General features: G+C 38.5%; 26 protein-coding genes and 1 pseudogene. 2 read left to right on the top strand and 25 right to left on the bottom strand.

All coding sequences use genetic code 11. The features are described from left to right. Positions 1 to 15: 15 nt before the first annotated feature. From H131_RS07060 to H131_RS07030, 8 genes are all read right to left on the bottom strand, one after another. Entirely contained in the window at positions 16 to 378 is a 363-nt protein-coding gene (locus tag H131_RS07060; RefSeq protein ID WP_010858404.1) for an Asp23/Gls24 family envelope stress response protein, read from the bottom strand. A gap of 248 nt (positions 379 to 626) precedes the next feature. Further along, positions 627 to 923, bottom strand: coding sequence for a GGDEF domain-containing protein (locus tag H131_RS25280; protein WP_010858403.1), 297 nt, complete (start codon positions 921 to 923; stop codon positions 627 to 629). 14 nt (positions 924 to 937) lie between these two features. Further along, positions 938 to 1195 carry a hypothetical protein gene (locus H131_RS25275; protein WP_010858402.1) on the bottom strand — a complete coding sequence of 86 codons (258 nt, stop codon included), beginning with the start codon at positions 1193 to 1195 and terminating at the stop codon, positions 938 to 940. A 29-nt stretch (positions 1196 to 1224) separates the two neighbouring features. Then, entirely contained in the window at positions 1225 to 1632 is a 408-nt protein-coding gene (locus H131_RS25270; protein WP_230491828.1) for a hypothetical protein, read from the bottom strand. 792 nt (positions 1633 to 2424) lie between these two features. Beyond that, positions 2425 to 4029 (bottom strand): M20/M25/M40 family metallo-hydrolase, encoded by a 1605-nt coding sequence (locus tag H131_RS07045; RefSeq protein ID WP_010858399.1) that lies wholly within the window; start codon positions 4027 to 4029, stop codon positions 2425 to 2427. Positions 4030 to 4079: 50 nt separating this feature from the next. Beyond that, positions 4080 to 5462, bottom strand: coding sequence for an amino acid permease (locus tag H131_RS07040; RefSeq protein WP_196228915.1), 1383 nt, complete (start codon positions 5460 to 5462; stop codon positions 4080 to 4082). 170 nt (positions 5463 to 5632) lie between these two features. After that, entirely contained in the window at positions 5633 to 6394 is a 762-nt protein-coding gene (locus H131_RS07035; protein ID WP_010858397.1) for a dimethylarginine dimethylaminohydrolase family protein, read from the bottom strand. An 18-nt stretch (positions 6395 to 6412) separates the two neighbouring features. Continuing rightward, positions 6413 to 7285 carry a dimethylarginine dimethylaminohydrolase family protein gene (locus H131_RS07030; protein WP_010858396.1) on the bottom strand — a complete coding sequence of 291 codons (873 nt, stop codon included), beginning with the start codon at positions 7283 to 7285 and terminating at the stop codon, positions 6413 to 6415. Positions 7286 to 7503: 218 nt separating this feature from the next. Here H131_RS07030 and H131_RS07025 point away from each other — a divergent pair, with 218 nt between their 5' ends. After that, positions 7504 to 8244: an IclR family transcriptional regulator gene (locus tag H131_RS07025; RefSeq protein WP_010858395.1), complete on the top strand. Its 741-nt coding sequence runs from the start codon at positions 7504 to 7506 to the stop codon at positions 8242 to 8244. 444 nt (positions 8245 to 8688) lie between these two features. Here H131_RS07025 and H131_RS07020 read toward each other — a convergent pair. Further along, positions 8689 to 9257: pseudogene (locus H131_RS07020) on the bottom strand (GNAT family N-acetyltransferase). Positions 9258 to 9374: 117 nt separating this feature from the next. Further along, complete coding sequence (locus H131_RS07015; RefSeq protein WP_010858394.1) at positions 9375 to 9773, bottom strand: helix-turn-helix domain-containing protein; 399 nt, start codon at positions 9771 to 9773, stop codon at positions 9375 to 9377. Between the two features lie 399 nt (positions 9774 to 10172). Here H131_RS07015 and rpmB point away from each other — a divergent pair, with 399 nt between their 5' ends. Then, the gene (gene rpmB, locus H131_RS07010) at positions 10173 to 10361 is read left to right on the top strand and encodes a 50S ribosomal protein L28 (RefSeq protein WP_004227417.1); all 189 of its coding nucleotides are present in this window, start codon (positions 10173 to 10175) and stop codon (positions 10359 to 10361) included. Positions 10362 to 10479: 118 nt separating this feature from the next. Here rpmB and spoVM read toward each other — a convergent pair whose 3' ends face one another. The 15 genes from spoVM to H131_RS06940 all read right to left on the bottom strand — a co-directional run bounded on the left by spoVM (position 10480) and on the right by H131_RS06940 (position 24894). Then, positions 10480 to 10587, bottom strand: coding sequence for a stage V sporulation protein SpoVM (spoVM, locus tag H131_RS24275; RefSeq protein ID WP_230491827.1), 108 nt, complete (start codon positions 10585 to 10587; stop codon positions 10480 to 10482). A 12-nt stretch (positions 10588 to 10599) separates the two neighbouring features. Further along, the gene (locus H131_RS07005) at positions 10600 to 11253 is read right to left on the bottom strand and encodes a thiamine diphosphokinase (protein ID WP_010858393.1); all 654 of its coding nucleotides are present in this window, start codon (positions 11251 to 11253) and stop codon (positions 10600 to 10602) included. Then, complete coding sequence (gene rpe / locus H131_RS07000) at positions 11250 to 11918, bottom strand: ribulose-phosphate 3-epimerase (protein WP_010858392.1); 669 nt, start codon at positions 11916 to 11918, stop codon at positions 11250 to 11252. Before rpe ends, H131_RS07005 begins: the two co-directional genes overlap by 4 nt. Positions 11919 to 11920: 2 nt before the next feature. Further along, a complete protein-coding gene (gene rsgA / locus H131_RS06995; protein ID WP_010858391.1) occupies positions 11921 to 12805 on the bottom strand; it encodes a ribosome small subunit-dependent GTPase A in 885 nt (294 codons plus the stop codon). Positions 12806 to 12816: 11 nt separating this feature from the next. Beyond that, on the bottom strand, positions 12817 to 14796 hold the full coding sequence (pknB, locus tag H131_RS06990) for a Stk1 family PASTA domain-containing Ser/Thr kinase (protein WP_010858390.1): 1980 nt from the start codon (positions 14794 to 14796) through the stop codon (positions 12817 to 12819). Between the two features lie 2 nt (positions 14797 to 14798). Beyond that, positions 14799 to 15548, bottom strand: coding sequence for a Stp1/IreP family PP2C-type Ser/Thr phosphatase (locus tag H131_RS06985; protein WP_010858389.1), 750 nt, complete (start codon positions 15546 to 15548; stop codon positions 14799 to 14801). A gap of 6 nt (positions 15549 to 15554) precedes the next feature. Then, on the bottom strand, positions 15555 to 16697 hold the full coding sequence (gene rlmN / locus H131_RS06980) for a dual-specificity RNA methyltransferase RlmN (protein ID WP_010858388.1): 1143 nt from the start codon (positions 16695 to 16697) through the stop codon (positions 15555 to 15557). Continuing rightward, positions 16697 to 18058, bottom strand: coding sequence for a 16S rRNA (cytosine(967)-C(5))-methyltransferase RsmB (rsmB, locus tag H131_RS06975; RefSeq protein WP_010858387.1), 1362 nt, complete (start codon positions 18056 to 18058; stop codon positions 16697 to 16699). Before rsmB ends, rlmN begins: the two co-directional genes overlap by 1 nt. Next, positions 18055 to 18996, bottom strand: coding sequence for a methionyl-tRNA formyltransferase (fmt, locus tag H131_RS06970; RefSeq protein ID WP_010858386.1), 942 nt, complete (start codon positions 18994 to 18996; stop codon positions 18055 to 18057). Before fmt ends, rsmB begins: the two co-directional genes overlap by 4 nt. A gap of 1 nt (position 18997) precedes the next feature. Next, entirely contained in the window at positions 18998 to 19492 is a 495-nt protein-coding gene (def, locus tag H131_RS06965) for a peptide deformylase (RefSeq protein WP_010858385.1), read from the bottom strand. 44 nt (positions 19493 to 19536) lie between these two features. Next, a complete protein-coding gene (gene priA / locus H131_RS06960) occupies positions 19537 to 21951 on the bottom strand; it encodes a primosomal protein N' (RefSeq protein ID WP_010858384.1) in 2415 nt (804 codons plus the stop codon). Continuing rightward, positions 21948 to 22958, bottom strand: a complete 1011-nt coding sequence (gene coaBC, locus H131_RS06955) for a bifunctional phosphopantothenoylcysteine decarboxylase/phosphopantothenate--cysteine ligase CoaBC (protein ID WP_010858383.1) — start codon at positions 22956 to 22958, stop codon at positions 21948 to 21950. The genes priA and coaBC overlap by 4 nt, the downstream gene beginning before the upstream one ends. 167 nt (positions 22959 to 23125) lie before the next feature. Next, positions 23126 to 23353, bottom strand: coding sequence for a DNA-directed RNA polymerase subunit omega (gene rpoZ, locus H131_RS06950; RefSeq protein ID WP_010858382.1), 228 nt, complete (start codon positions 23351 to 23353; stop codon positions 23126 to 23128). A gap of 4 nt (positions 23354 to 23357) precedes the next feature. Beyond that, a complete protein-coding gene (gene gmk / locus H131_RS06945) occupies positions 23358 to 23975 on the bottom strand; it encodes a guanylate kinase (protein WP_010858381.1) in 618 nt (205 codons plus the stop codon). Between the two features lie 43 nt (positions 23976 to 24018). Continuing rightward, positions 24019 to 24894: a YicC/YloC family endoribonuclease gene (locus tag H131_RS06940; RefSeq protein WP_010858380.1), complete on the bottom strand. Its 876-nt coding sequence runs from the start codon at positions 24892 to 24894 to the stop codon at positions 24019 to 24021. Positions 24895 to 25156: the final 262 nt, after the last annotated feature.

Here is a 25156-nt window from a genome sequence, read left to right as displayed (position 1 = left end):
ATTTAGTTCCTCCTCTTACACATTCGCTACACGAACGCCCTGCACAAAGATATTGACAGATTTTACGCTCATACCTAATGTTTTATCCACTGTATATTTCACTTTCGATTGTACTTGATAAGCAACTTCCGAAATCTTCGTTCCGTAACTAACAATAATGTACATATCAATATGTAAATCTTCGTCTTGTTGTCGAACAACAACACCTTTAGTAAAGTTCTCTTTACGTAAAATATCAGTTAGACCATCACGAATTTGATGTTTAGATGCCATGCCAACGATACCGTAGCATTCTATAGCAGCGCCACCAGCAATTTGTGCAAGTACATCCGTTGAAATATCAATTTGGCCGAATTCGTTATTTAATTCAATTGACATAGAAATGCCCCCTTGGCTCTTTTTGACTAAATTATATTGTACCACTTTGGATATACATTAAGCAACCTAGGAAGCCCTGAAAGCGCATCGCATCAACGTTCTAAGCTTTTATTAGGCAAAATTATACAGGCCAACATACTTCTTCTTCGAAAACTACTGTTTTTACATGAAAATGATTTCGGTTGTATTGCTTCACAGTATACAGCGCTTAATCAGCTAGAGCACAACAGGTTTGAATATGTTGTAAATTAAAAACTTTGGCATGACACATCCATATGCTGACGGTCATCAGCAATCGGTGAATGTTCATGACGAATTTTCAGGTTACGTACTTCTTGTAAAATTTCCTCACAAACATGTACTGTAAAATGTTGTGCATGTTGACTGACGATGACAAATTCTTCTCCTCCCCATCGTGCCGCAAATGCATTATACTTTAAGGAAATTTCACCCAAAAGACCAGTGACTCTAATCAACGCTTCATCCCCATGTAAATGACCGTAATAATCATTAAAATTTTTAAAAAAATCAATATCAATAATCATAAATATTAGCGTCTTCAATTTATTAAGTGTTGCACCATATGTTCCAATTTGTCATTAAAAGCCCGACGATATGGTAAGTTTGTTAAGGAATCACGAAGTGCTTGTTCTGTTAGTTCACTATTTTTTTCCGCTAACAATTTTGATAGTTGCTTTGATTTTGTTATTTCTTCCTCCAACAAAATATGCTCCTTTGTAAACTGCTTTTGCATTTTATAAATACGATGTTGAATAACTAAACCTATCGGTACAATTAGAGACATTGGTAGTATCACTTTAATACTCTCTCCTGTCATCCCTACATTCAAAAAAGCGCTATTAAAATAGTTGGAACCGTTATTAAAACCGCCAAAATCATTTTACGCAATGATAACGCAAATACGCTACACAGAATTTTAAAAAAGACTTCATAAAGTGCTGCATGATTAAAGTAATAAACATCCATTACCGTAATACCAGTTATCAATAAAATTGTTATATATATATAGCTTAACAATACATATTCATATTTATGTATATTCAGTGAATTAACATGTATTCTTTTTTCTTTGACAAATAGTAAGACCGCTAAATTTATATAAAACATTACTGTGTGAATGGCGATATAGGACGGTTCCATCACTCTTTCCTTTATTGAGAAAAAGACCTCTCCAAAATGAATAAATGTTACGATAGCCGATATATACATCAATGTCCAAGCTACTGTTCGCATTCGTTTTAAATTCAGTTGGATCATTTCTTTTCGTAAAGATAGAGCTAGATTTTCCGTAATATCCGCTCCTAGGATATAGATTTGAAGAAGCAGTTACAATAGGCACAAGGGCTTCATTGAAACCAATTTACAAGAGCAGCTTCATATTGCTCGGGAAGTGAATGCACTTATGCATGCCAGGTTGTCTCGTGTGGGAACTTGATACCTGAGCGATTTTGTCTTTGACCCGAGCGTTTCAGACCTTGACCCGAGCAAAAAAGGGTGCTTTAATGACCGTGCCGTCTTTTCAAATATATTGTGCTTTATTTATCGTTCGAAAAATGAATACCACAAGCTTTCGTAACATTTTTTAAAAATCCCTAGATATTTTCTTTTTCTACTTCCAATTACTTAATACCTTACAATAAATTACCCATTAATTGTAATGAAATGCGTTATTCAAATTATGAATATAAGTATATTAAAAAAGCTGGTACATTTAGCATCAGCTCCAGTGTCGACAAAAGGTCTCGGGAATGCTGGACAGTCCCGAGACCTTTTGATTTTTTTGTGGTTTTTCGAAGCTGAAAAAGCTTCGGAAGAAACGAGCCAGCTAGACCCCGCACGAAGCGGAGCGAAAGAGGAGAGTAGCTGGTTCGTCCGCGGAAAGCGAGTGGTTTTTTCCTGACCTGATTATTCCTATATTCTATTGTAAGAGAAAAAAGACTGTAGGCATACTCGATTTTTTGCCGAGTTTGTCTACAGCCAGAAGGTGTTACCTTTAGTACCAGTCGTCTTTCAATATAAGAACTATTAAAATAGGCTCTTTATAAGTGTGTCAATCATGACAGGCATTTCCTTAAATGCACTGTCAACATGTAATCGCTCTGTTTTCTGATGTGCATCTTTTCCAAAAGGACCGACATTCAAAACAGGACCCTTTAATGCTGCCATTGCTTCAAATGGGATGCTATACGTATCTCCCCAAACAGGTGTGTTACGCTCAAATGCTAGCCAACCATTAGCATCATCTGCATAGTTAACATAACTCAAATCACAAATACCATTAAAATAATGAATCTGATCTATTTCAATATGAAACGTTTTTGCTGTTTCTTTCATCAATTCGATTGATTTAATAACAAGAGCATTATCAGATGAGTTGATAGCAGGATAGTAGGGTGGTGCATATAACAGCACTGTTGCAGGTGTTAGTTCTTGGCATCGAATCATGAGCTGATCTACAATGCGGATGGATTTCTCACGATCATCCCAAGAATTATTTTCTAGAACTTTTTGTTTTATGCATTGCACTTCTTCGGCACCTATTTTATTTATCGCATGTGCTAAGAGTGTCTCGTAACAAAGAACTTTCACTTCACCAACACCCTTAACCCGCTCGCGCTCACAAATTTCTTTGTAATGCATATTACAAGCGGCCATCGCTTCCTTTGCTACATGTTCAAATATCTCCATCACCTCGGACGCTGTACGTTTCATTAAAAAAACATTGTAAAGAGCAGCCGCTCGATATGGTGTTTGTGTGGAATATTCCATTTTCAGATCCTTTAATTGTAAAGATACTGGCAACGGCGTACTTTCACCAAGGTCCGTTTCACGGAAAATAGGGTTCCACTCCATATACTGTGTCATATATGAAGCAATGTAATTCGCCGTCATTCCTTTTAAAGGTTCGCCTACATGCGTCTCTTTTCCATAGAATAAAGCGGCTGGCATAATTTTACCAATTGTCCCTGAATAGATATACTCATTTATATCTGATGGACCTTGTGAAAAAGAAGGTTCACTATTTAAAAATAATTTGTAGGTTAAGCCATGCTGCTCACGTAACCTTACAAGTTCAACAACTGCTGCGCGCATACCAGCAGAGTTCACTTCCTCATCAGGTACAGCTGTTAATACCAGATTAATTGGCCACTGCTCAATGCTTGCTTTTTCAAGTAGTTGCATATGCAGAGCAAGCCCCATTTTCATATCCATCGTCCCACGACCAAATAAATAATTCCCTGACTCCAGATCGATTCTTGCCGCTTCGGGTAAGTCTTTCTTGTATTTGGGTTCCATTAGTTTTTTTGTCAACTCTTCAGGATAAAAAGCGAATGGCTCCAGTTCACCATACTCTTCCGTATGAACAGTATCAAAGTGACTGATGAGTACAACTGTTTCTGTTGCAGTCGGATGTTTGTACAAGGCTGTTACAGCATTTCTTCCCAAACCTGCATCATGTAACTCAATATGGTGTGGATTTTCACAAAAATAAGTAAGCGTTCGCAACATCGTTTTTAATTTGTGGGCAAACTCATTTTCTCCTTGTGTTAATGTTCTACTTTCCCAACTCACAATTTCACATAATAACGCTCGAAGTTTTTCAGGTGTATTCCATACGTAGTTGTTCATAATATTTCTCCTTTATCCAATGCAAATACTCTTCTTAGTGCTGAGCCATTTTAATGTAAATCAAGTGGTTCCTCATTGATGTCAATGTCAGAAGGAGCTGTATTCGTTTTACTCAATTTCATTTTATAGAAAAGCATACAAGCTATAAAAAATCCAATGCCGTAGAACAAACCAATTCGTTGTGTTGGATCAAATGCTAAAAACACAAGAATTAGTACACAAAAGCTAATACAAAACAAAGGAATCAATGGATAAAAAGGTGTTTTAAATTTCAAATCATCCACCTTTCCTCCAGCTTTCACATAGCGATGGCGGAACATCAATTGCGATGTCGCAATACCCATCCATGAAATCGTAACCGCAATTCCTGCAATCGACATGAGTAAAACAAATACTGCATCTGCTTCCATGACACTCGTTAATAGCGATAACAGGGAGAAAAGCATTGTGAAAATAAGTGCATTTAATGGCACTTTATTTTTAGTGAGACGCCCAAATAATTTTGGAGCCATTCCCTCTTTTGACATTGACCACAGTAGACGTGTAGAAGCATAAAGACACGAGTTACCAACTGATAAAATCGCTGTCAAAATGACAAAATTCATAATGCCTGCTGCATAAGGAACACCTGCTATTTTCATCAATGTTACGAAAGGACTTTCAAGCAGTCCAAGTTCAGATGCTGGAAAAATTGCAGATAGTACAATAATGGAGGCGATATAGAATACGATAATTCTAAAAATGATTGTACGTATTGCCCTTGGTATATTCTTTTCTGGATTTTCAGTTTCCCCAGCCGCAATTCCTACCAGCTCTGAGCCTTGATATGAGAAAATAACATTCATCATGGTCACAAATATAATTACGATACCCGCTGGAAATAACCCTGTTGGTGCTAAGTTAGTTAAATGAGGTGTCGGACGATCTGCCAATGGTATCAAGCCAAATATAGCTGCTGCACCAATAACGATAAAAGCGATAACTGCAACCACTTTGATACTCGCAAACCAAAACTCTGCTTCTGCAAAACCTTTAGTAGTTAGGGCATTTAATAAAAATAACAGCACCATGAAAACAGCGCACCATATCCAAATAGGGATATCAGGAAACCAATGTTGCATCAATATCCCCGCTGCGGTAAATTCCACTCCCGCTGTGGCAGCAGATCCAACAAAATACATCCAGCCTAAAGAAAAACCAGCCGCTGGATTTATAAAACGTGTTGCATATGTTTGGAAGGAACCGGTTACTGGCATATAAACAGCCAGTTCTCCAAGACAATTCATTACCATGTATAATATGAAACCACCAAACAAATACCCAATTAAAGCCCCACCAGGACCTGCTTGATTGATTGTATAACCAACATTTAAAAATAATCCTGTTCCAATAACTCCGCCTAGTGATAGCATCAATAAATGGCGACTTTTCATAGAACGATTCAATAAATTATTTTGTTGTTCCCCTTTACTCAACGTCCATCCCCGCTTTCATATTCCTCACTATCAAAATATCAAATATTCTGATATCTAAAATTATAAGCACCCAATCAATTTTCCCCTACAAATTGATTGGGTTTTAGTTTTTCTAGTACTGTAGTAAATTAAAAACGTAATGATAAGCAGCTTAATCCGCCATCGTGTTTTCTGAACTCAGACATGTCAAGTTCAATTGTTTTATAGCCTAATTCATTCAGCTTACGATTCGTATTTGGATAGCCAGCTGGAAGAATAACATAATCGTTCACTTGAATACAGTTTGCTGAATACTCATCTTCTTTAGGAATCACAATTTTTTCATACGATTCGAATGCTGGATGATCGACAAACTCGCCAGCAAGCACCATACGATTTTCACCAACGTAGGCGATACCTGTTTTTAAATGGAAGAATTCTTTTAAAGGAAGAATCGTTGCTTCATAGCCTTCTTTTTCAACGATTTCCTTGAATTGACGTGCTCCTTCTTCATTGGTACGTTCTGAAATACCTACATAAAATTTCTTTTCTGCTTGCAATACGTCTCCACCATCGAGTGTACCCGGCGCTTCGATATAGTACAATTTGTTATAAAACTTTTTCACTGCGGGTTCTATCTCCTCAATTTCTCGATTGCGAGCATCCGCACCTGGTTTAGAAATAATAGCGAATTCAGACGTTAATACCGCTGTATCCTCTACAAAAGTAGAATCAGGGAATGCTTCATTGGCTGGAAGTTGCGTTACAGCTACCCCACATTTTTGTAAAGCTTTTATATATTTTTCATGCTGTTCAAATAATTTCTCTAAGAATGGTTTTCCAAGATCACTAGTTGTTAAACCGTTGATATAACTATTTCCTGGTGTTTTTACAATGACATTTTTAAACATAATATATAGTCTCCTTTTTCATCCTCTAATTACTGGACAAGTTAGACAAGTTGGTCCACCTGTTCCTTTAACCGAAATTTCTTCAGCCTTATATTCATAAACTGTAGCGCCTGCATCTAATAATTGTTGTTTTGTGTAAGGGTTTCCATTTGGAATGACGCAAACTCTTGGAGCAAGTGCTAACACATTACAGCCTAAATTGTCATATTCCTCTTTGGGTACTTCAATGAGTTGAATTCCTTTATTAATGATAAGCTGACGGAAAAATACTGGCATTAACCTTGAATGTACGACAGCCAAATCCTTGTCCACCATACTGATAAAGGACATCAAATGTAAACATTCGGCTTCACCTAAATCATGTGGAAGCTGCACTACAATAAATTCATCAACAAAATCAGCCGTAATTTCTTTTAATTGACGGATAGCTTCTTCATTCGTGCGATAGCCACGTCCTACAACAAGTGTCCGGTCATCAAGCCAGACAATATCCCCACCATCCGAAACTGCTTCTCCTGTTAATTCTCCGACAACTGGGATACCCTGTTCTTCTAAGAAGGCTTTATAAACAGTCGCTTCTGATTGTCTTAATTGTTTACCAGATTTCAAAATGATGGCACCATGTGGTGTGAATTTTACAGGATCATGTGCGTATAGCGAGTCCAACCCTACATCATTTGAAACTGGTAAATAATCAATTTTTTCAACATATTTTTCGAGAATTGCAATGAACTCTGCATATTCACTTAAAGCCTCGTTAAAATTAGGCTCTGATATGTAGTTGAATGTTTTCCATTCACCACTAAGATACTCTTGGCTTTTAAAAGCCTCTTTTGGATGTTTTACAATAACGCGTTTTAAAGGTGCATACATTGAAGAACAATAATGCATTCCCTTCACCCCTTTTCCGTATAGTGGAAAACGTTTCCGTTTAGAGGAAAGTTTATATGAAAAATATATGCGTTTTATGTTATACTGTCAATATATTTAGAAAAATTTTTATATTCTATTATTTTAGGAGAATATTATATAAAGAAGCTCCACTATTATGTAACTAGACGTGGCTAGAGAATAAAAATAAAATAGAAGTAGAGGAGGTGGTACAACATATGCAATTATTAGAACGGGCAATGACCATTGCTAAGGTTTTAGCTTCTGAAACAACTGAAAACAGTCTGTCCATATCTGAGCTTGCAACTAAAGTCGATTTACCTCTTAGTACATTACATAGAATTTTAAAAGCAATGATTCAACAGGGCATGATTGAACAAGACGAACAAACTAAACACTATCGTCTCGGTACAATATGGATGGAATTTGGTTTACAAGTATATGATACGATGGACTATATCAGCAAAATAAGACCAGAATTAGAACGTTTAGCACGAGAGGTAGAACAGAGCGTTTATTTAAGTAAGCCCGCGGGGACAGATACAATTATTATCGAAAGAATTGACAGCGCAGCCAATCCAATTCGAATTTATGACCAACTTGGTATTCGAATACCTATGCATATTGGTGCAGCAAACAAAGCCATTTTGGCCTCTATGCCTACTTCACAAGCAAGTGAAATTATTAGCCAGCTAGTTCCTAATGACGATATTGCTGACTTTAATACACAGCTAGAACAAATAAGGAAACAAGGATTTTCAATAAGTCATGGAGAGCGAACAGCAGGAACGTCCTCTGTCGCAGTGGCAGTTTTGAATGGATTCGGAGAAGTAGTAGGCGCTGTAAGCATTGGCTTTGTTAGCTTCAACGTGACCGATGAACATATACAATTCCTTACTGAACATCTACTGGAAACAGGAAAGAGAGTGTCGATGAAACTAGGTTACCGTGCGAGGTAAACCATGTTAAAGATCAGCTTAGCGGGCTATGTGGATTCCTATATATACGTCTATACAAAACCTGTAAGAATCTTTACTCATGCAATTTAGCTAATTTTTCACTGCCTCTAAAAGTTCAATCTCGCTTAAATCGGAATCGATGCAGTTTGATGACAAAAGGTTTCGGGAATGCGAGCAATTCCCGAAACCTTTAATTTTTTCTGTAGTTTTACATTCAAAACGACTCCACGGATAGAGCGACTCTTTTTCATTTTGAACATAATCCCCCATGGTTGGGCATGTCATTTTTGAATAGCTTGAGTTGATTTATAAAGCCAGTGTCGCTTTAAGCATTACTTTGTGTGACTAGCTATTACTATGCTTTTCCTTCACATTGACTAAAACCCGTTCAATCGTTTTATTGCGACAGGCATAAAATATTCGCAGCAGCACCATTGTCATTAATTAGGATGTGTAATCTTCTTTCAATATGCTGTATATTTCTAAATCTACTATCCCCTTACCGGACCATACAGAAGCTTGTCTTAATAATCCTTCTTTCAAAAAACCATTTTTCAACAGCACCTTTTTGGAAACTTCATTTGCAGGTATGACTTCAGCTTGAATTCTGTTTATCCCCACCTCTTCGAACAAAAAATTGACTACTATCCGAACAGCTTCAGTGGCCATTCCCTTTCCCCAATGATCCTCAGCTAAAAAGTAATCAATTGTCACCATATTCACCTTATGATTGAAATCCATACACTCTATTATTCCTACCAGTGTATTATTCTGACCCCTTTGAAATATTCCCCACTTCACTCTACTTTTTTCTAATAATCTCTCTCGAAATGGCCAATCATTTTGCTGACCGTTTGGATGTTATGTTTAGCAGTAATTCCGCAATATTGAAATACATAATCATTATCGTAAATTGCATAAAGGTCCTGTAAATGTATTTCTTCGATTTTTTTTAATACTAGCTGATCTGATTGTAAAACTGGATAATTTGCAAAGACTTTTTGTGAATCCATTTTTTCGTCTCCTTTACTATTCCGTAACGCCTCACCTACTATAAAAGAAAATTCACCGTTATTTTGAAAGTAACTTGAAATACCGTATGACATATTCGGCGCGATTTTCTTGGGGTGCTAATAAAATTTATTTCTTCCAAAACTTATATAAAATTTTGGAATTTCTTCGAAGCACTTATCATTATTTAAAATTTGTCGTATATTGCCCAATAATAAGCGTGTTTTTAGGTACACTATTTCGGGTCTGTTCATACTACTATCTCCCTTAATGTTCATTTTGTAATCTAGAATTTCCAAAATGTTTTTTGTTGTTTCTCTCAGTAATCTTGCCGCAACAGCAAGTCTCCTGTTTCTAATGTATTGTTGCACAGTAAATGCTGTAATTGCTTGAAAAAGACGCTGAAAGTGAAAGGCTGAAAAATAACCTTTTGCTGAAATTTCAGTTATGTCTAATTGTTCTTGTAGGTTCTTATCGATGAAGTCAATTAATTTTTGTATTCGCTCAAAGTAATCCATTTCTCAACACCACTCCTAATTTCTATTCTATAGACTACTCGAAAAACGCTAAGTCTTAGTTATTACCCTACACCGAAGCGTACTTTAACGGAAAGTACTCTTACTGCAAAACGAGTAACATCTTTATATCCCTTGTACATATGTAAATAGCTATTTAGACGAGATGGTTTTCCTACTCTCATTTTTTATCTGCTCGCATCGGGGTTAGATTGTCTTACCACACTTTTAGAATAATATATTTACATTCTAGCTAGAAAATTGCCTGTAAAGGTTTTTTTCTTGAAAGGTTATGTGAAAACTGTTGCACTGTGCGCCTTCGTATGGTAAATTATTATGGTATGTGAAATACCGAACTGAAATAATAATCTTTCAGCATCAACTGTAAGGAGGGAATACAACATGCCAAAACAATGTGTAATCACTGGACGTAAAGCTCGTACTGGTAACAACCGTTCCCACGCTATGAACGCTAACAAACGTACTTGGGGCGCTAACCTTCAAAAAGTTCGTATCCTAGTAGACGGTAAACCAAAACGTGTATGGGTTTCTGCTCGTGCATTAAAATCAGGTAAAATTGAGCGCGTATAATCGTTGCTTATAAAAAATCGATTTCGCATTAGATGCAAATCGATTTTTTTCTTTCTTCTTTTTCTTGGCAAACTACCAATCGTTTATATAGCTTAAAACAGTAAAAATCCGACTAGTATTAGTCGGATTTTTTGACTTTCTTGTCTTTTTTAAAAAGGTTGATGCACGTACGCGTGATGCTACTCACAAATTTCGGTAGTTGGAACGTATATACTTTCAGAGCCATCTCCCCCTCGCACTAATCTATGCTTCTTATCATTAAACATATGCCTCGTGAGAAAGATATAGACCCTGAAGCGCCTATTATTTCATTACTTGTAAAACGAGATGTACCGAGTGAAATTTGTTCATTCGTTGTTTCGTATTTAACATGTCTTAATGTCACATTCTCAATTGGCTTCTCATGTGCGAAAAAAGACAAATAACGATACTGCTGATCTGCCAGAATTGTGTGCGTGCCTGGCACCAAGAACTGCAACAGATTGGCATGATTGATAATTTTCAGTATGACATGAGGATGTTGTATTTGCATACGATAAATTGAACGTACGGCTGCCTCATAATGATCGAGACGTCCACCCGTAACGCCTGTTAACACAATATCTGTCGGACTAAAGGTAAGGGCCTTTAACAGAGCTAAATCAGTATCTGTTTCATTTTTTTCCTCATGGAAGCGCTGTGTATCATTTGTATGCTCCATGACCTGTTTAAATTCCACTTGTGATAATGAATCAAAATCCCCAACAATGGCATGTGGGGTAATTCCTTGCTCAATTAAATACAGCGCACCTCGGTCTGCCCCAATAAATAATACATCTTTACGTTCTTTATACGGTTCGAAGGAACAAAGCTCCCCCATTGGACCGCCAGCACAAACGACAACAGTAGTCATCTTTTCATCGCAGCTTCACCTGCAGCTAATATTTCCTGCAATGCGGCTGTACGATCTTCTTTACTATAAATGGCCGAACCTGCTACAAAAATTGTTGCACCTGCTTTTGCACAAGGGACAATGGTTTCCGCATTAATGCCCCCATCTATTTCAATAGCAATGTTTAGGTTTCGCTCTTTAATAATATGAGCTAATGCTTCTACTTTAGGCACAACAGAGTGGATAAATTTTTGACCACCAAAACCAGGATTTACTGTCATAAATAACACCATATCAATATCCTCTAAGATGTGTTGAATAGATTCAATTGGTGTATGAGGATTTAACACCACACCAGGCTTTACACCACATGAACGGATTAATTGAATTGTACGGTGTAGATGGCGACAAGCTTCTACGTGCACCGTAATATAATCTGCCCCAGCTTTTGCAAACTGTTCAATATATTGATCTGGATTTTCAATCATTAAATGCACATCGAGTGGTAAATCTGTTAAAGGACGAATTGCATCTAACACGATGGAACCAAATGAAATATTCGGCACAAAATGACCGTCCATAACGTCAATATGAATGAGCTTTGCACCTGCTTGTTCTACTTCCTTTACTTCTTCTCCTAATTTAGCAAAATTCGCTGCTAAAATTGATGGTGCTATTTGTATCATCCTTAATACCTCGGCTTTCGATCCATAATTTCTTGCATAAATTGTTCATAATGTTTGTAGCGATAGTCACGGATTTCTCCCGCTTCTACTGCCGTCTTAACCGCACATTTCGGTTCTTTCAAATGGAGACAGCCTCTAAATTTACAGTCGTCTGCCATTCGAGCCATTTCCGGGAAACATGCACCTAACTCTTCTTTATCAATGTCATCAAAATCAAAGGAACTAAAACCAGGTGTATCCGCTAATAAACCGTCACACACCTCTATTAGCTCAACATGACGCGTTGTATGCTTCCCACGTCCTAAGCTTTGCGAAATAATGCCTGTTTTTAAATTCAACTCTGGAATCAATGTATTGAGTAGAGTAGATTTCCCCACACCCGATTGCCCTGCTAATACAGATGTTTTTCCCTTTAAAATAGGCTGTAAACGTGCCACTAATTCCTCCTCATCTTTGTAAGTTTGTAGCACTGTATAACCCATACGTTCGTAATCTTCTATATATCCCTGTAATTCCGCACGATCTTTTTCTGCTAGCAAATCCATCTTTGTTAGACAAATAATCGGATGCACATGGAAAGACTCTAGAACTACTAGAAAACGATCCAACAATATTGTATTAAAATTCGGTTCTTTTACAGAAAACACTAAAATTCCTTGGTCAATATTTGCAATAGGTGGGCGAACAAGCTCATTTTGTCGATCCATAATTTTTTGAATTGTACCATCCGAGCCTGCTGTCTCTAACGAGTACTCTACCATATCACCAACGAGTGGGGATTCCCCACGGTTTCGAAACACCCCTCGCCCGCGACATTGAATAAGTTGTTTTCCATCGAATACATAATAATAACCACTTAATGCTTTACGAATTTGGCCTTGCGCCATCCAATTCCCCCTTAGTTGACATCATCATAGCTAAATTTTTCTTCAGCAATGATTGCGGAATCACGAAGAATTTTATACGCTGCTTCTTCGCCTTCCTCAATCACAAGCTGTATCTTGTATTCCCTGTCACTGTTAATAAAAAATTCCTCCAAAGGCTTTGCCATTGAATGATTTTTATCTTGTATTTCGATTCTTATTAACTGCTCCATACCTTCTTCTGTTGGCTCATATGGAATTAACATTGTTTTCACAAAAGTCTTCACAGGCTTCTCTTCAGGCCCTTTACTTAACACAACGGCAATTGTATCACCTTCTACAAGGTTGGTACCTGCTGCTGGTTTTTGTGAAATAACAAGTCCTTTTGCTATTGTCGGTGAATAATCCTCACGCTCTACTCGCCACTTCAAGCCTTCAGAATTTACATAGTTATCTAAATCTGTTTTCGAATATCCTACTACATTTCGAACAGAAATTGGTTTTTTACCCTGACTCACGGTAAAAACAACATTTGTTTCTTTTGGTACAATTTCTGTATTTGGCGCAGGATCCTGGTCTATAATACTGCCTGCTTCTTCAGATGAATGCACATAATTTACTCGCACATCACCCATAAATTTGTCTTTTAACACAGATTGAACTTGATCAATTTTTTGACCTATATAATTATCCATTGGTGACTTTTCCACACCTAAACTAACGATTAAATCAACTTCAGTATCTTTCACGCGCAGTGTGCCCTCTGCAGGATCTGTTTCAATTACTTTGTCTTTTTCGATATCTTCTGAGTGACGTTTCTGTTGCTCACCAACAATGAAGCCTTGCTTTTCTAATTCCTTTTTCGCTTCTTCAACGGTCATATTCGCCACATCAGGTACAGCTATTTTTTTCGGACTAAATAAATCTGTAGCGAATAAAGCGAATAGGAATATCACAACTACTGTCAATAAAAGTCCGCCCACAATAATCGGCCACTTTTTCTTTGACTTTGGCTTTACAGGCTTTGTTTTTTCAACTGGCTTTTTTGCTACTGGTATCGTTTGAGTGATGGGCTCCATCGCCCTTGTTTTTGTTAAATCCTCGTCTTTCCGAATAAATTGTTCTTTTATAATCGGAATAGCCTTTGTAATATCATTATCGATAGGTGCCATAAACTTTGGCTCATTGACTCTTGTTGGGGTCAAAACTGTCTCTAAGTCTTCCTGCATTTCTTCTACAGTTGCATACCGATGTGATGCATCTTTGGCAGTAGCCTTCAATACAACATTTTCTAAACTTTGTGGAATTGTAGCATCAAAAGCGCGGACTGATGGTGTTTCTGTTTGCAAATGCTTAAGGGCAATGGAAACAGCTGATTCTCCTGAAAATGGCAATTCCCCAGTTAATAATTCATATAAAACAATTCCAAGTGCATAAATGTCTGATTTGTTCGTTGCTGTGCCACCACGTGCCTGTTCTGGGGATAGATAATGTACGGTTCCAAGCACAGAATTTGTTTGTGTAAATGACGTTGCACTTAGTGTCATCGCTATTCCAAAATCCGTTATTTTTACATTACCTTCAGCATCCATTAAGATGTTTTGTGGCTTAATATCACGATGAATAATGTGATTTTCATGGGCATTGGCAATGGCAGACGTCAGTTCCTTCATAATATGCACACATCTAGCTGGAGAAATCGGTGCAAATTCTTGTATGTACTGCTTTAAAGTCTTCCCTTGAACATACTCCATAACTATATAATGCAGATCTCCATCATCACCCACATCATAAATACTAACAATATTCGGATGTGTAAGACTTGTAACTGAAAGCGCCTCACGCTGAAAACGTCGATGTAATTCATCCTCATTGGTAAAATCATAGCGTAACACCTTAATCGCTACATCACGATTTAAAATCATATCATGAGCCAAATACACATTGGACATGCCTCCGCCACCAATGAGTTCTAAAATTTTATAGCGATCACTAATTCGTTTTCCTACAAGCATACTTACACCTCCTCATCTTGCCTTGTGAGTAATACGAGGGAGATATTGTCTTCCCCTCCGCTAGCATTTGCTAGTTCCACAAGCTTTCGTCCTTTTTCTACCATTGAATGTGGATAAGTAATAATAGATGCCATTTCATACACTGACAGTTTATTACTTAAACCATCAGAGCAAACGAGTAAATACGATTCTGGTGCTAAATCTACTTCATAAAAGTCTGGCTCAATAGTTTCCTCTGTTCCAACAGCTTTCAAAATGAAATTTTTCTTCGGATGCGTCTTCGCTTCCTCTTCACTTATTTCACCATTTTCTACCAAAACATTAACATATGAGTGATCTCTTGTTATTTGTTGTGCACCATCATCAAAGAAATAATACACGCGACTATCACCAACATGTGCAATGAAGCAGTGATGACCTTCAATTAACACGGCAATAAACGTTGTACCCATTCCTTTACAGTCTTCGTGTGATAAAGAATAGTCATAGACATTTGTATTTAACAGTTTAACTGTCTGTAATAACCATTCTCTTTTTGTTGTTGTTGATGCAAAATGATGTGACTCTGCCTGTAAAAAAACGGTTTCCATCTGTTTCATTGCCATATCACTCGCTACATCGCCAGCATTATGACCACCCATGCCATCCGCTACAAGTGCTAGTGCTAGCCCATCTGGACGTTTAAAAAATGCAGCACGGTCTTCATTAATTGATCGTTTTAAACCAATATCACTTTCGACTGTGTATTTCATCACTGGTCACCTCGTCTCTTCAGATCTCTCTTGCGCACGTAATTGGCCACACGCAGCTGCTATATCAGAACCTTGCTCTCGGCGGATCGTTACGTTAATACCATTCTTCTTCAATGTTTTTTCAAAAGCAAAAATTTGACTACGGGACGTACGAACATAATCACGTTCTGGTACATAGTTTACAGGAATTAGGTTCACATGGCATTTAATTCCTTTTATTAGTGTGGATAATTCTTCGGCAATTTCAACTGAGTCATTTTCACCAGACATTAAACCATACTCAAAACTAACACGGCGACCTGTTTTCTTTGTATAGTAGCGAACAGCTTCCATTAATTCTTCCAATTTATAAGCACGTGCTATCGGCATCAACTTTTGACGTGCTTCTTGGTTTGGTGCGTGAAGCGATACAGCAAAGTTAATTTGTAATTGCTCATCCGCAAATTGATAAATTTTCGGCACGATACCTGATGTCGATACTGTAATGTGGCGAGCACCGATATTTAAGCTTTTTTCATGGTTAATGACTTTTAAGAAGTTCATCATCGCATCATAATTATCGAATGGTTCACCGATACCCATAATGACGATATGACTTACACGTTCACCGACTTCATCTAACGTTTGTTGTACTTTAACGACCTGCTCAACAATTTCACCTGCTAATAAATGACGCTTTAGTCCACCTAACGTAGACGCACAGAACGTACAACCAATACGACAACCTACCTGCGTTGTCACACAAACTGAATTGCCATATTCATGACGCATTAATACCGTTTCAATTGAATAGCCATCTTGTAATTGAAATAAAAACTTAATGGTACCATCTTTTGATTCTTGCTGAATAATTGTTGACAATGTAGTTAAGGAAAAACTTGCCTCTAGCTTTTCACGTAATCCTTTTGATAGGTTAGACATTTCTTCAAAAGTTTTAACACGTTTATTGTATAACCAATCGAAAATTTGTGCTCCACGGAATGGTTTTTCTCCATTGTCCTTAAGCCATTCTTCTAGCTGCATCAATTGTAAGGAATAGACCGATTCTTTTAAATTTGGCTTTTCTTTTTTCGGGCGTCGAACAGGCTTATCTTCTGCTTCTTCAACTAAGTCGCTAATACGCTCATTAAATTTCTCTTGATCCAGCATTACTGGGATTCTCCTTTTTTACGAAAGGCGGCGACGAAGAAACCGTCACTGCCAAAGTCTTGCGGGAAGACTTGAAGCATGCCATTAGCCTGCTTTTCCGCTAATTTTGTTGGTAAAGATTCTAGTTGTATAGCTTCCATTTCTGGGTGCTCTCTCAAAAAGGCATGTACTGTGCCTTCGTTTTCTTGTTTGTCGACGGTGCATGTACTGTATACAAGTTTCCCGTCTTGCTTTAATACTTTTGTCGCTGCATCCAAAAGCGCTAATTGGATTTTTTGCAGATTTTCTAAATCTTCTTCACGCTTCGTATATTTAATATCTGGCTTGCGGCGCATAACACCTAAACCACTGCAAGGTGCATCGACTAAAACCGCGTCAAATGATGCCAGTTGTAAAAAATCTGGTGCTTTACGCCCGTCAATCGGTGCAGTCTCTACAATATCGAGGCCTAGACGTTCTGTATTATGGTCAATTAAATCTAATTTATGTGGATGAAGGTCAGTTGCTAAAATGGACCCTTCATTATTCATCTTTTCGGCTAAATGTGACGTTTTTCCACCAGGTGCTGCACACATATCTAAAATGCGCATGCCTGCCGTTGGGTTTAACACATTCGCTGGTATCATTGAGCTTTCATCTTGGATTGTGATAAGTCCGTCTTTAAATGTTTGCGTACGGGCAGGCTGACCATTTGTCACATGTAAGCATTCTGGCATCATGTCGCTTTGCTTTGCAGTTAAACCTTCCGCTTCTAAGCTTACAATTGCTTGGTCGATCGTCGCTTTTGTCCTATTCACACGAACCGTTTGAACAGGAGGCACATTATTTTCATGTAGCATTTCTGTAGCTACTTCCATACCGTAATTCTCGACAAAACGCTCTACTAGCCAATGTGGATGACTTGTTTCGATTGCAAGACGCTCAATCGGGTCTTTAATTTCAGCTGTAGAGCGGACACCTTGACGTAATATAGAACGTAAAATACCGTTGACCGTAGAAGCGATTCCTTGGTGTCCACGGCGTTTTGCAATTTCTACCGCTTCATTGACTGCTGCGTGTGGTGGAATACGTGTTAAATAATGCATTTGGTATAAAGATAAGCGTAATAGCCATCGTACCCAATGATCTACTTTACCTCGAATAAATGGCTCTAAATAGAAGTCGAGCGTCATTTTATATTGAAGCGTCCCATACGTTAGTTCTGTTAAGAGTGCACGGTCCTTTGTTTCAATTTTATGTCGTTTAATCGTTTCATGTAAAAGTAAATTACTATATGCTTGGTTTTTATCAACTGCTAATAGAATAGAAAGTGCTGCATCCCGCACATTGCCATCCCAAATAACTACACTTTTTTTACTCATTCAAACTGGTCCCCGATCTGTAATTTTGAACCGGTACCACGCAAATATTCCTCAGCAGTCATGCGTTTTTTACCAGCTGGTTGTACATCATAAAGTGCAAGAGTTGTTCCGTCTCCAGCCGCAACTTCAAAATGGTCCTTTGCAATAGCTACGACCGTACCAGGTGTAGTATCATGCTTTGTTTTACCTACCTGTGCCCACCAAATTTTATAGTTACCTTCTTCAAATGTTGTATAAGCAACTGGCCACGGGTGAAGACCTCGTACTTGATTGTATAAAGTCGTTGCATCCTTTGTCCAATCAATACGCTCTTGTTCGCGCGAGATATTTCTTGCAAATGTTACCTGCGCCTCGTCTTGTACAGTACGAGTATTTGAACCATTTATAATAGAAGGAAGCGTATCTTTTAATAAATCACTTCCCACAATGCTGAGCTTGTCAAAAAATCCACCTGTATGGTCATCCTCTTCAATTGGAATGGCCTTTTGTGAAATTATATCACCTGCATCAAGTTTTTCTACCATATACATAATTGTGACACCTGTTTCTTTTTCACCATCGATAATAGCTTGGTGGATTGGTGCACCCCCACGGTATTTCGGCAAAAGAGAAGCATGGACGTTGATACAACCTAATGATGGCGCCTCTAGCAAACTCTTCGGCAAAATTTGTCCAAACGCTGCCGTTACAACTAAATCTGGTTGTAAATCGAGTATTTGCTGTAATTCTTCTGAGTCGCGTAGTTTTTCAGGTTGAATAACAGGTAAGCCTAACTCTACTGCTGTAACTTTCACTGGGGTTGGCGTTAGAACACGTTTACGCCCAACTGGACGGTCTGGTTGTGTGACGACTGCCTTAATATCGTAGCCCTCATCGTGTAGCATACGTAATATTGGTGCGGAGAAATCGGGCGTCCCCATAAATACTATTGACGTCATTTTATTCCTCCTCTTCAGCATACATAGCTTCTAGTTCTTCCTCTGTCACAACGCGTTTGATTTTCGATTCAAAAAGCACGCCATCTAGATGGTCGATTTCATGTAAAATTGCACGTGCATCGAAACCACCAGCTTCTAACTCATAAACACGACCCTCTCGGTCACATGCTTCAATTTTTACATAGTCTGGACGTTCTACTTCACCATAAAGTCCAGGGAAGCTTAAGCAACCCTCAATATCTACTTCGGCACCGTCTGTCTTAATAACCGATGGGTTAATCATTTCTAATATATCACGTTCCTCACCAAGCTCTACAATTGCCACGCGTAACGCTACATCAATTTGTGGTGCGGCAATCCCAACACCATCATATTCCACCATTGTGTCATATAAATCATCTAATAATGTAATAATATCTTCGTTAATTTCATTTACTTCCGCACATGGTGTTGATAATACTTTTGCTGGATGCTCTACAACTTTTTTAATCGCCATTTTCGTTCCTCATTTCTGCTATTTAAAGCTCTCTTTAGCCATTTCTATATGGTAGACGGGTCTAAATCTACCGTCATTAATATACCTTGTTTAATCCATTCAGCACGATACATTGCAAGCAAGCGTTGCAGTACCGGAATCAGATTTGGTTCAATTTTATATTTTATCAAACATTGATAGCGATATCTATTTTGGAGACGACTAATGCTTGCAGTCGTTGGACCAATAATCGCTATTTGATTTGACAAATTCCCACGAAGCCAATCACTTGCTCGTCCTGCATACTCTGCAGCCATCAAAACATCTTCGTGTGATACTTGTACTAGTGCTACAAAATAATACGGTGGATAGCCTGAACGGCGACGTAAGAACATTTCTCGTTCATAAAACGGTTCATAATCTTGTGTTTTTGCAAGTTCAATCGCATAGTGCTCTGGCGTATACGTCTGAATAATAACTTCGCCAGGCTTTTTATGACGTCCAGCTCTTCCACTTACTTGTGTTAATAGCTGGAATGTACGTTCAGCTGCACGATAATCTGGTAAATGTAGTGATGTATCGGCACTTAGTACACCAACAAGCGTAATATTAGGAAAATCAAGTCCTTTGGCAATCATTTGCGTGCCAAGCAATATATCCGCTTGTCCTTCCCCAAATGCTTGCAAAATCTCTTCATGTGCACCTTTATGCTTTGTTGTATCGACATCCATCCGTAATACTCTCGCCTCTGGAAAAAGCTTATATATTTCTTCCTCTACTTTTTGTGTCCCTGTACCAAAATAACGAATGTGTTCACTTTGACATTGTGGACATATTTGTGGCACGTGCTCTTCATAGCCACAATAGTGACATTTTAGTTTTTCCGTTGTGCGATGATAGGTCAGTGAAATATCACAGTTTGGACACTGCACAACCGTCCCGCAATCACGACAAAGTACAAACGACGAGTAACCACGTCGATTTAGAAACAGCACCATCTGCTCTTTTCGCTCTAGTCTCACACGTATTCCTTCTACAAGCTGTTCAGAAAACATTGAACGATTCCCTTTTTGAAGTTCCTCTCGCATATCTGCTACATAGACAGTGGGTAACGCCTGGCTCATCGCACGTTGTTTCAACGTTAAAAGTGTATACACACCTTTTTTGGCACGTGCAAAAGATTCAAGTGCGGGCGTTGCACTACCTAAAATAACAGGACACTTGTAATAGTTACTTCGCCAAATTGCTACGTCCCTTGCATGATAACGAGGCGAATCTTCTTGCTTGTAAGTCGATTCATGCTCCTCATCTAAAATAATGAGTCCTATATTAGTAAAGGGTGCAAAAATAGCTGAACGAGCGCCAACGACTACTCTCACTTTACCTTGCTGAATTTTACGCCACTCATCGTATTTCTCGCCAACAGATAATCCGCTATGCATCACCGCAACCATTTCACCGAAGCGACTACGAAAACGCTCTGTCATTTGTGGAGTTAAAGAAATTTCAGGCACTAGCATAATTGCTTCTTTACCTTCGTCTAATACTTTTTGTATTCCTTGCAAATATACCTCTGTTTTTCCACTTCCGGTTATTCCGTGTAGTAGAAAGGTAGTTGCAGTAGGTTCCTCAACCGACTTTTTGATTGCCTTTAATGCGCTATCTTGTTCCTCAGTAAGCCTTAAGGAATGAGTACGTGCGACATTTTTTGTGAAAGGGTCTCGGTATACTTCTTCTTGGATAAAACAAGCTACGCCCTTTTCAATCACTGCCTGCAATACAGCTGAAGATACACCAGTTTCTTCATAAATTTGCTGTGGCTTAAGTACCTCACCTAGATGTTCGCGCATCCAATCTATCAGCAAACGTTGCTTTGCCGCTCTTGCAGCTTCCTGCATTGCTACATCCAGTTTATGCACGTCATCCGTAATTTTCACCATACGGACTTCTTTGACATTTCCTTGCTGCTTAACGACGTTTTCGACTGTCACAAGACGCTCTTCAATAAGTTGCTTTAATAGCGGTAATAATCCAACCTTTTCAAACTCCTTGAAATTGGCCTGTCGACGTTTACCGAAAATCGCTCGTGCTTCTTCAGGTATTATCGCTTGATCGTCTTGCCAGTTAACAATTTTTTCGTATTTCGCACGAAGCGCTGATGGTAGCATTACTTGCAAAGCATCAATCTCATAACATATAGTTTCGTTTTTCAGCCATTTTGCTAAAGAAAGCATTTCTTTTGTTAATACAGGCTCTATATCTAAAATATGAGCAATCGGCTTCAACTTATTTACAGGAACATCTGTGTCGTTTTTCAACCCCACTACAAAACCTAAAACATTTCTAGGTCCAAACGGTACCTTCACACGACTACCCTCTTCAATAACATTCGCCCATTCCATAGGGATCGCATAATCAAATGGTCTATCAACATGATAAGTTGGAACATCGACTATGACCTCAGCAACAGAAACGTTCATTTGGCTACACCTTGTAATACATATGTCCACAAAGACTTTGCAAATTGCGCTGCATTGGTCACTTTCACTATCTGTCCGTTCACTTCAGCTGTGTCACTAAAATCAATCCACTCTGGTGATATGACATTCAGCATCGGTTCACCAACAACCTTTTGTCCAAAGGTTACCGCGCTTGTCCCTTCAATAGATAATTTAGGCGTACCATCCATAGTAGGGATGTTAGCCGCATGAATGAATAAAGCATGTGGATATTGCTTTTTGTATTGCTCTAACTTTTCGATTAGATCATACACAGTTACCCCGTTCTCACCTACAAGGACAATATTTGCCCCAAGTGTTCTTGCCTCTTCAACTAATGCCTGTCCAATTTTACCGTTCGCTTTTGTACTAATCATATGTTGGTCGTCCATTGGAACGGAGACTGCACCCGCAGTGACAATCACCGTTTTACCCGCAAGAGGCTTGGAATTAAAAGAAAAAAAATCTTTGACAATCGCAGTTATTTTTTCTGGTTCCTCTAAACGTCCTTTACCGACATAACCGCATGCTAAAAAGCCTTCCGATGGTTCAATAAATTGATAGCCATCTGCGACAAGTTGTGCCAAATTCCGTTTAACAGCAGGGTGATCGTACATATGCACATTCATCGCCGGTGCAATCCATACAGGAGCAGTTGTTGCCAGTAAGGTCGTTGTGACCATATCGTCCGCAATGCCATTTGCTAATTTACCAATGACATTTGCTGTTGCAGGTGCTACTAAAATTAAATCTGCCCAATCAGCTAAATCGATGTGGGCAATCACATGGGAGTCCTTTTCATCAAATGTATCGAAAAAGACATCATTTTTGGACATGACCTGAAAACTCAATGGATTCACAAACTGTCGTGCCGACGCTGTCATCATCACCTTCACATTTGCACCCGCCTGAGATAGCTTGCTAACCAGTGCCACAGCTTTATAGACAGCAATCCCACCTGAAACACAAAGTAAAATGTTTTTATTCATATACGATGTCGTCCTTTCAAACGATAAGCTCCCAAAGGAGGATTCCTCGGGAGCTCTCGGCGTTCTGTATAAGTAAAAATTTAATCAGAGGACGATACAGAAGTTGCAATTTAGCTTCGTAACTATACAGTGCTACATCTCCTCTTGGTTAAACCATTGAACCGCAGTTAGATTTCGTCTTCGTACACAGCTGACTCGTCTTGTGATACTTTCGTAAGTACACCTGCAGCTACTTCTTCAAGTGCTTTTCCTACATATTTATATGACACATATCTGTGTAAACGCTCTGTGCCATCTTCCTCTTGCATTTGGCGAGCGCGTTTTGAAGCTAGGCTCACTAAAGAATACTTTGAATCAATTTCTTTTTTTAAGGCATCTACTGATGGGTATAACATAGGTTTATTCTCCTCTCAACATTGACAAATATCTTTTTTCGACACGCTCTCTACGACAATGTTCTGCTTTAATAATAGCATTAATGCGGTCACAGGCATTTGTTACTTCATCATTTTCAACAACATAATCATATAAACTCATCATTTCAAGTTCTTCGCTTGCGGTTGCAATTCGTTTCGCAATAACCTCTGCTGTTTCAGTCCCACGACCTACTAAACGATCTTTTAATTCCGTTAAACTTGGTGGTGCTAAAAAAATAAATAAGGCATCCGGTGCTTTTTCACGAATTTGTGCAGCACCTTGCACTTCAATTTCTAAAAACACATCGCGCCCTGCATCAAGTGTTTCATTTACATAGGTTAACGGTGTGCCATAGTAGTTACCTACAAATTCAGCATGCTCTAATAAGCCGCCTTGATCAATTAACGCTTCAAATTCAACACGTGTCTTGAAAAAATAGTCTACACCATCTACTTCACCTTCGCGAGGATTTCGGGTTGTCATCGAGATGGAATACTCATAATTCGTATTCGGCTGAGAAAATAATTCTTTTCGCACTGTCCCTTTACCTACACCAGATGGGCCAGACAGAACAATTAATAATCCACGTTCTTTTATCATTTATTCTCTATATCTCCCTTAATTTATAACAGATGCAAGCATTCTATTCGATATTTTGAACTTGCTCACGCATCTTTTCTAAGATTGTTTTTGCCTGAACAACCGCTACAGATGCTTCTGTAGATTGGTTTTTTGAACCAATCGTATTAATCTCGCGGTGTATTTCCTGCATTAAAAAGTCTAACTTTCGTCCAACGGAAATCGTTTCTAGTAACGTTTCTTCCAGCTGTCCAAAGTGGCTATCTAATCGGTCTAATTCTTCGCTAATGTCCACTCGTTCTGCAAATATCGCTACTTCTGCAAGCAAACGATCTTCTAATAATGCGCCATTCGCTACTTCCACAATTCGTTCCAGTAAACGCGTACGATATTTTTCAACAGCTAGAGGGGCGTATAAACGTATCTGGTTTACCTGTTCCATTAACTGTTCTTTATATTGTAATACGACTTCTTGCAACTCTTGCCCTTCGCGCTCGCGCATTTGTATCAGCTGATTAATGGCTTTAGTAATGACCTCTTCAACAGCACTAAGTAAATCCTCTGGTGTTAGCTGCGGTTTTTCCTGTACTAATGCTTGCTCAAGCGATAAAAGCTCTTGCATCGTCCATTTCTCTTCAAGTGGTACTTTACTTGCTAATTGTTCTTTTGCCTTACGATACGCTTCAATTAATGACCAATTAATTTCAATAGATTGCTCGACGTCTTCCAAGTCCTTCACATACACCATCACGTCAATTTTGCCGCGTGACAATGCTTGTGCAATCAATTTCTTTGCAAAAATTTCTGCTTCAAGCCATTCTTTTGGAAATTTTGCATGGATTTCTAAAAAACGATGGTTAACCGAGCGCATTTCTACGGTTAATTGGAAGTCTCTTGTTGTTGTGACACCTCTGCCAAAACCAGTCATACTACGCACCAAGGTTCGTCACACCTTTCTTTGCATACTGGGATTATTATAACATAAGCTCTGCCATTTATGACGTCTCACCGTAAAAAATTAGGTAGAGCAAAAGGTAATTCTACCACAATTGAAGCTATAATTTAATATTCACCTAAAAAATGCTATGATAAACATACGAAAAGAGCATTAGTGTCCGATTATTCTGGACCCTTAGCCTTTTACGCTGGAAAGATATGAACACGATAGTTACTTGCGAACACGTTAGGCAAGCTAATCAGGT

Origin of the sequence: Lysinibacillus sphaericus OT4b.31, from assembly GCF_000392615.1 — a bacterium.
Lineage (GTDB): Bacteria > Bacillota > Bacilli > Bacillales_A > Planococcaceae > Lysinibacillus > Lysinibacillus sphaericus_B.
The sequence above is the reverse complement of the archived record's forward strand: the minus strand, read 5'-3'. Positions and strand labels throughout refer to the sequence as shown.

What these genes read in the sequence shown, in the direction of transcription:
- H131_RS07060 (WP_010858404.1), bottom strand. Translation starts at nt 378, where the DNA reads ATGTCAATTGAATTAAATAACGAATTCGGCCAAATTGATATTTCAACG.
- H131_RS25280 (WP_010858403.1), bottom strand. Translation starts at nt 923, where the DNA reads ATGATTATTGATATTGATTTTTTTAAAAATTTTAATGATTATTACGGT.
- H131_RS25270 (WP_230491828.1), bottom strand. Translation starts at nt 1,632, where the DNA reads ATGCGAACAGTAGCTTGGACATTGATGTATATATCGGCTATCGTAACA.
- H131_RS07045 (WP_010858399.1), bottom strand. Translation starts at nt 4,029, where the DNA reads ATGAACAACTACGTATGGAATACACCTGAAAAACTTCGAGCGTTATTA.
- H131_RS07040 (WP_196228915.1), bottom strand. Translation starts at nt 5,462, where the DNA reads ATGAAAAGTCGCCATTTATTGATGCTATCACTAGGCGGAGTTATTGGA.
- H131_RS07035 (WP_010858397.1), bottom strand. Translation starts at nt 6,394, where the DNA reads ATGTTTAAAAATGTCATTGTAAAAACACCAGGAAATAGTTATATCAAC.
- H131_RS07030 (WP_010858396.1), bottom strand. Translation starts at nt 7,285, where the DNA reads ATGCATTATTGTTCTTCAATGTATGCACCTTTAAAACGCGTTATTGTA.
- H131_RS07025 (WP_010858395.1), top strand. Translation starts at nt 7,504, where the DNA reads ATGCAATTATTAGAACGGGCAATGACCATTGCTAAGGTTTTAGCTTCT.
- H131_RS07015 (WP_010858394.1), bottom strand. Translation starts at nt 9,773, where the DNA reads ATGGATTACTTTGAGCGAATACAAAAATTAATTGACTTCATCGATAAG.
- rpmB (WP_004227417.1), top strand. Translation starts at nt 10,173, where the DNA reads ATGCCAAAACAATGTGTAATCACTGGACGTAAAGCTCGTACTGGTAAC.
- spoVM (WP_230491827.1), bottom strand. Translation starts at nt 10,587, where the DNA reads ATGGCTCTGAAAGTATATACGTTCCAACTACCGAAATTTGTGAGTAGC.
- H131_RS07005 (WP_010858393.1), bottom strand. Translation starts at nt 11,253, where the DNA reads ATGACTACTGTTGTCGTTTGTGCTGGCGGTCCAATGGGGGAGCTTTGT.
- rpe (WP_010858392.1), bottom strand. Translation starts at nt 11,918, where the DNA reads ATGATACAAATAGCACCATCAATTTTAGCAGCGAATTTTGCTAAATTA.
- rsgA (WP_010858391.1), bottom strand. Translation starts at nt 12,805, where the DNA reads ATGGCGCAAGGCCAAATTCGTAAAGCATTAAGTGGTTATTATTATGTA.
- pknB (WP_010858390.1), bottom strand. Translation starts at nt 14,796, where the DNA reads ATGCTTGTAGGAAAACGAATTAGTGATCGCTATAAAATTTTAGAACTC.
- H131_RS06985 (WP_010858389.1), bottom strand. Translation starts at nt 15,548, where the DNA reads ATGAAATACACAGTCGAAAGTGATATTGGTTTAAAACGATCAATTAAT.
- rlmN (WP_010858388.1), bottom strand. Translation starts at nt 16,697, where the DNA reads ATGCTGGATCAAGAGAAATTTAATGAGCGTATTAGCGACTTAGTTGAA.
- rsmB (WP_010858387.1), bottom strand. Translation starts at nt 18,058, where the DNA reads ATGAGTAAAAAAAGTGTAGTTATTTGGGATGGCAATGTGCGGGATGCA.
- fmt (WP_010858386.1), bottom strand. Translation starts at nt 18,996, where the DNA reads ATGACGTCAATAGTATTTATGGGGACGCCCGATTTCTCCGCACCAATA.
- def (WP_010858385.1), bottom strand. Translation starts at nt 19,492, where the DNA reads ATGGCGATTAAAAAAGTTGTAGAGCATCCAGCAAAAGTATTATCAACA.
- priA (WP_010858384.1), bottom strand. Translation starts at nt 21,951, where the DNA reads ATGAACGTTTCTGTTGCTGAGGTCATAGTCGATGTTCCAACTTATCAT.
- coaBC (WP_010858383.1), bottom strand. Translation starts at nt 22,958, where the DNA reads ATGAATAAAAACATTTTACTTTGTGTTTCAGGTGGGATTGCTGTCTAT.
- rpoZ (WP_010858382.1), bottom strand. Translation starts at nt 23,353, where the DNA reads ATGTTATACCCATCAGTAGATGCCTTAAAAAAAGAAATTGATTCAAAG.
- gmk (WP_010858381.1), bottom strand. Translation starts at nt 23,975, where the DNA reads ATGATAAAAGAACGTGGATTATTAATTGTTCTGTCTGGCCCATCTGGT.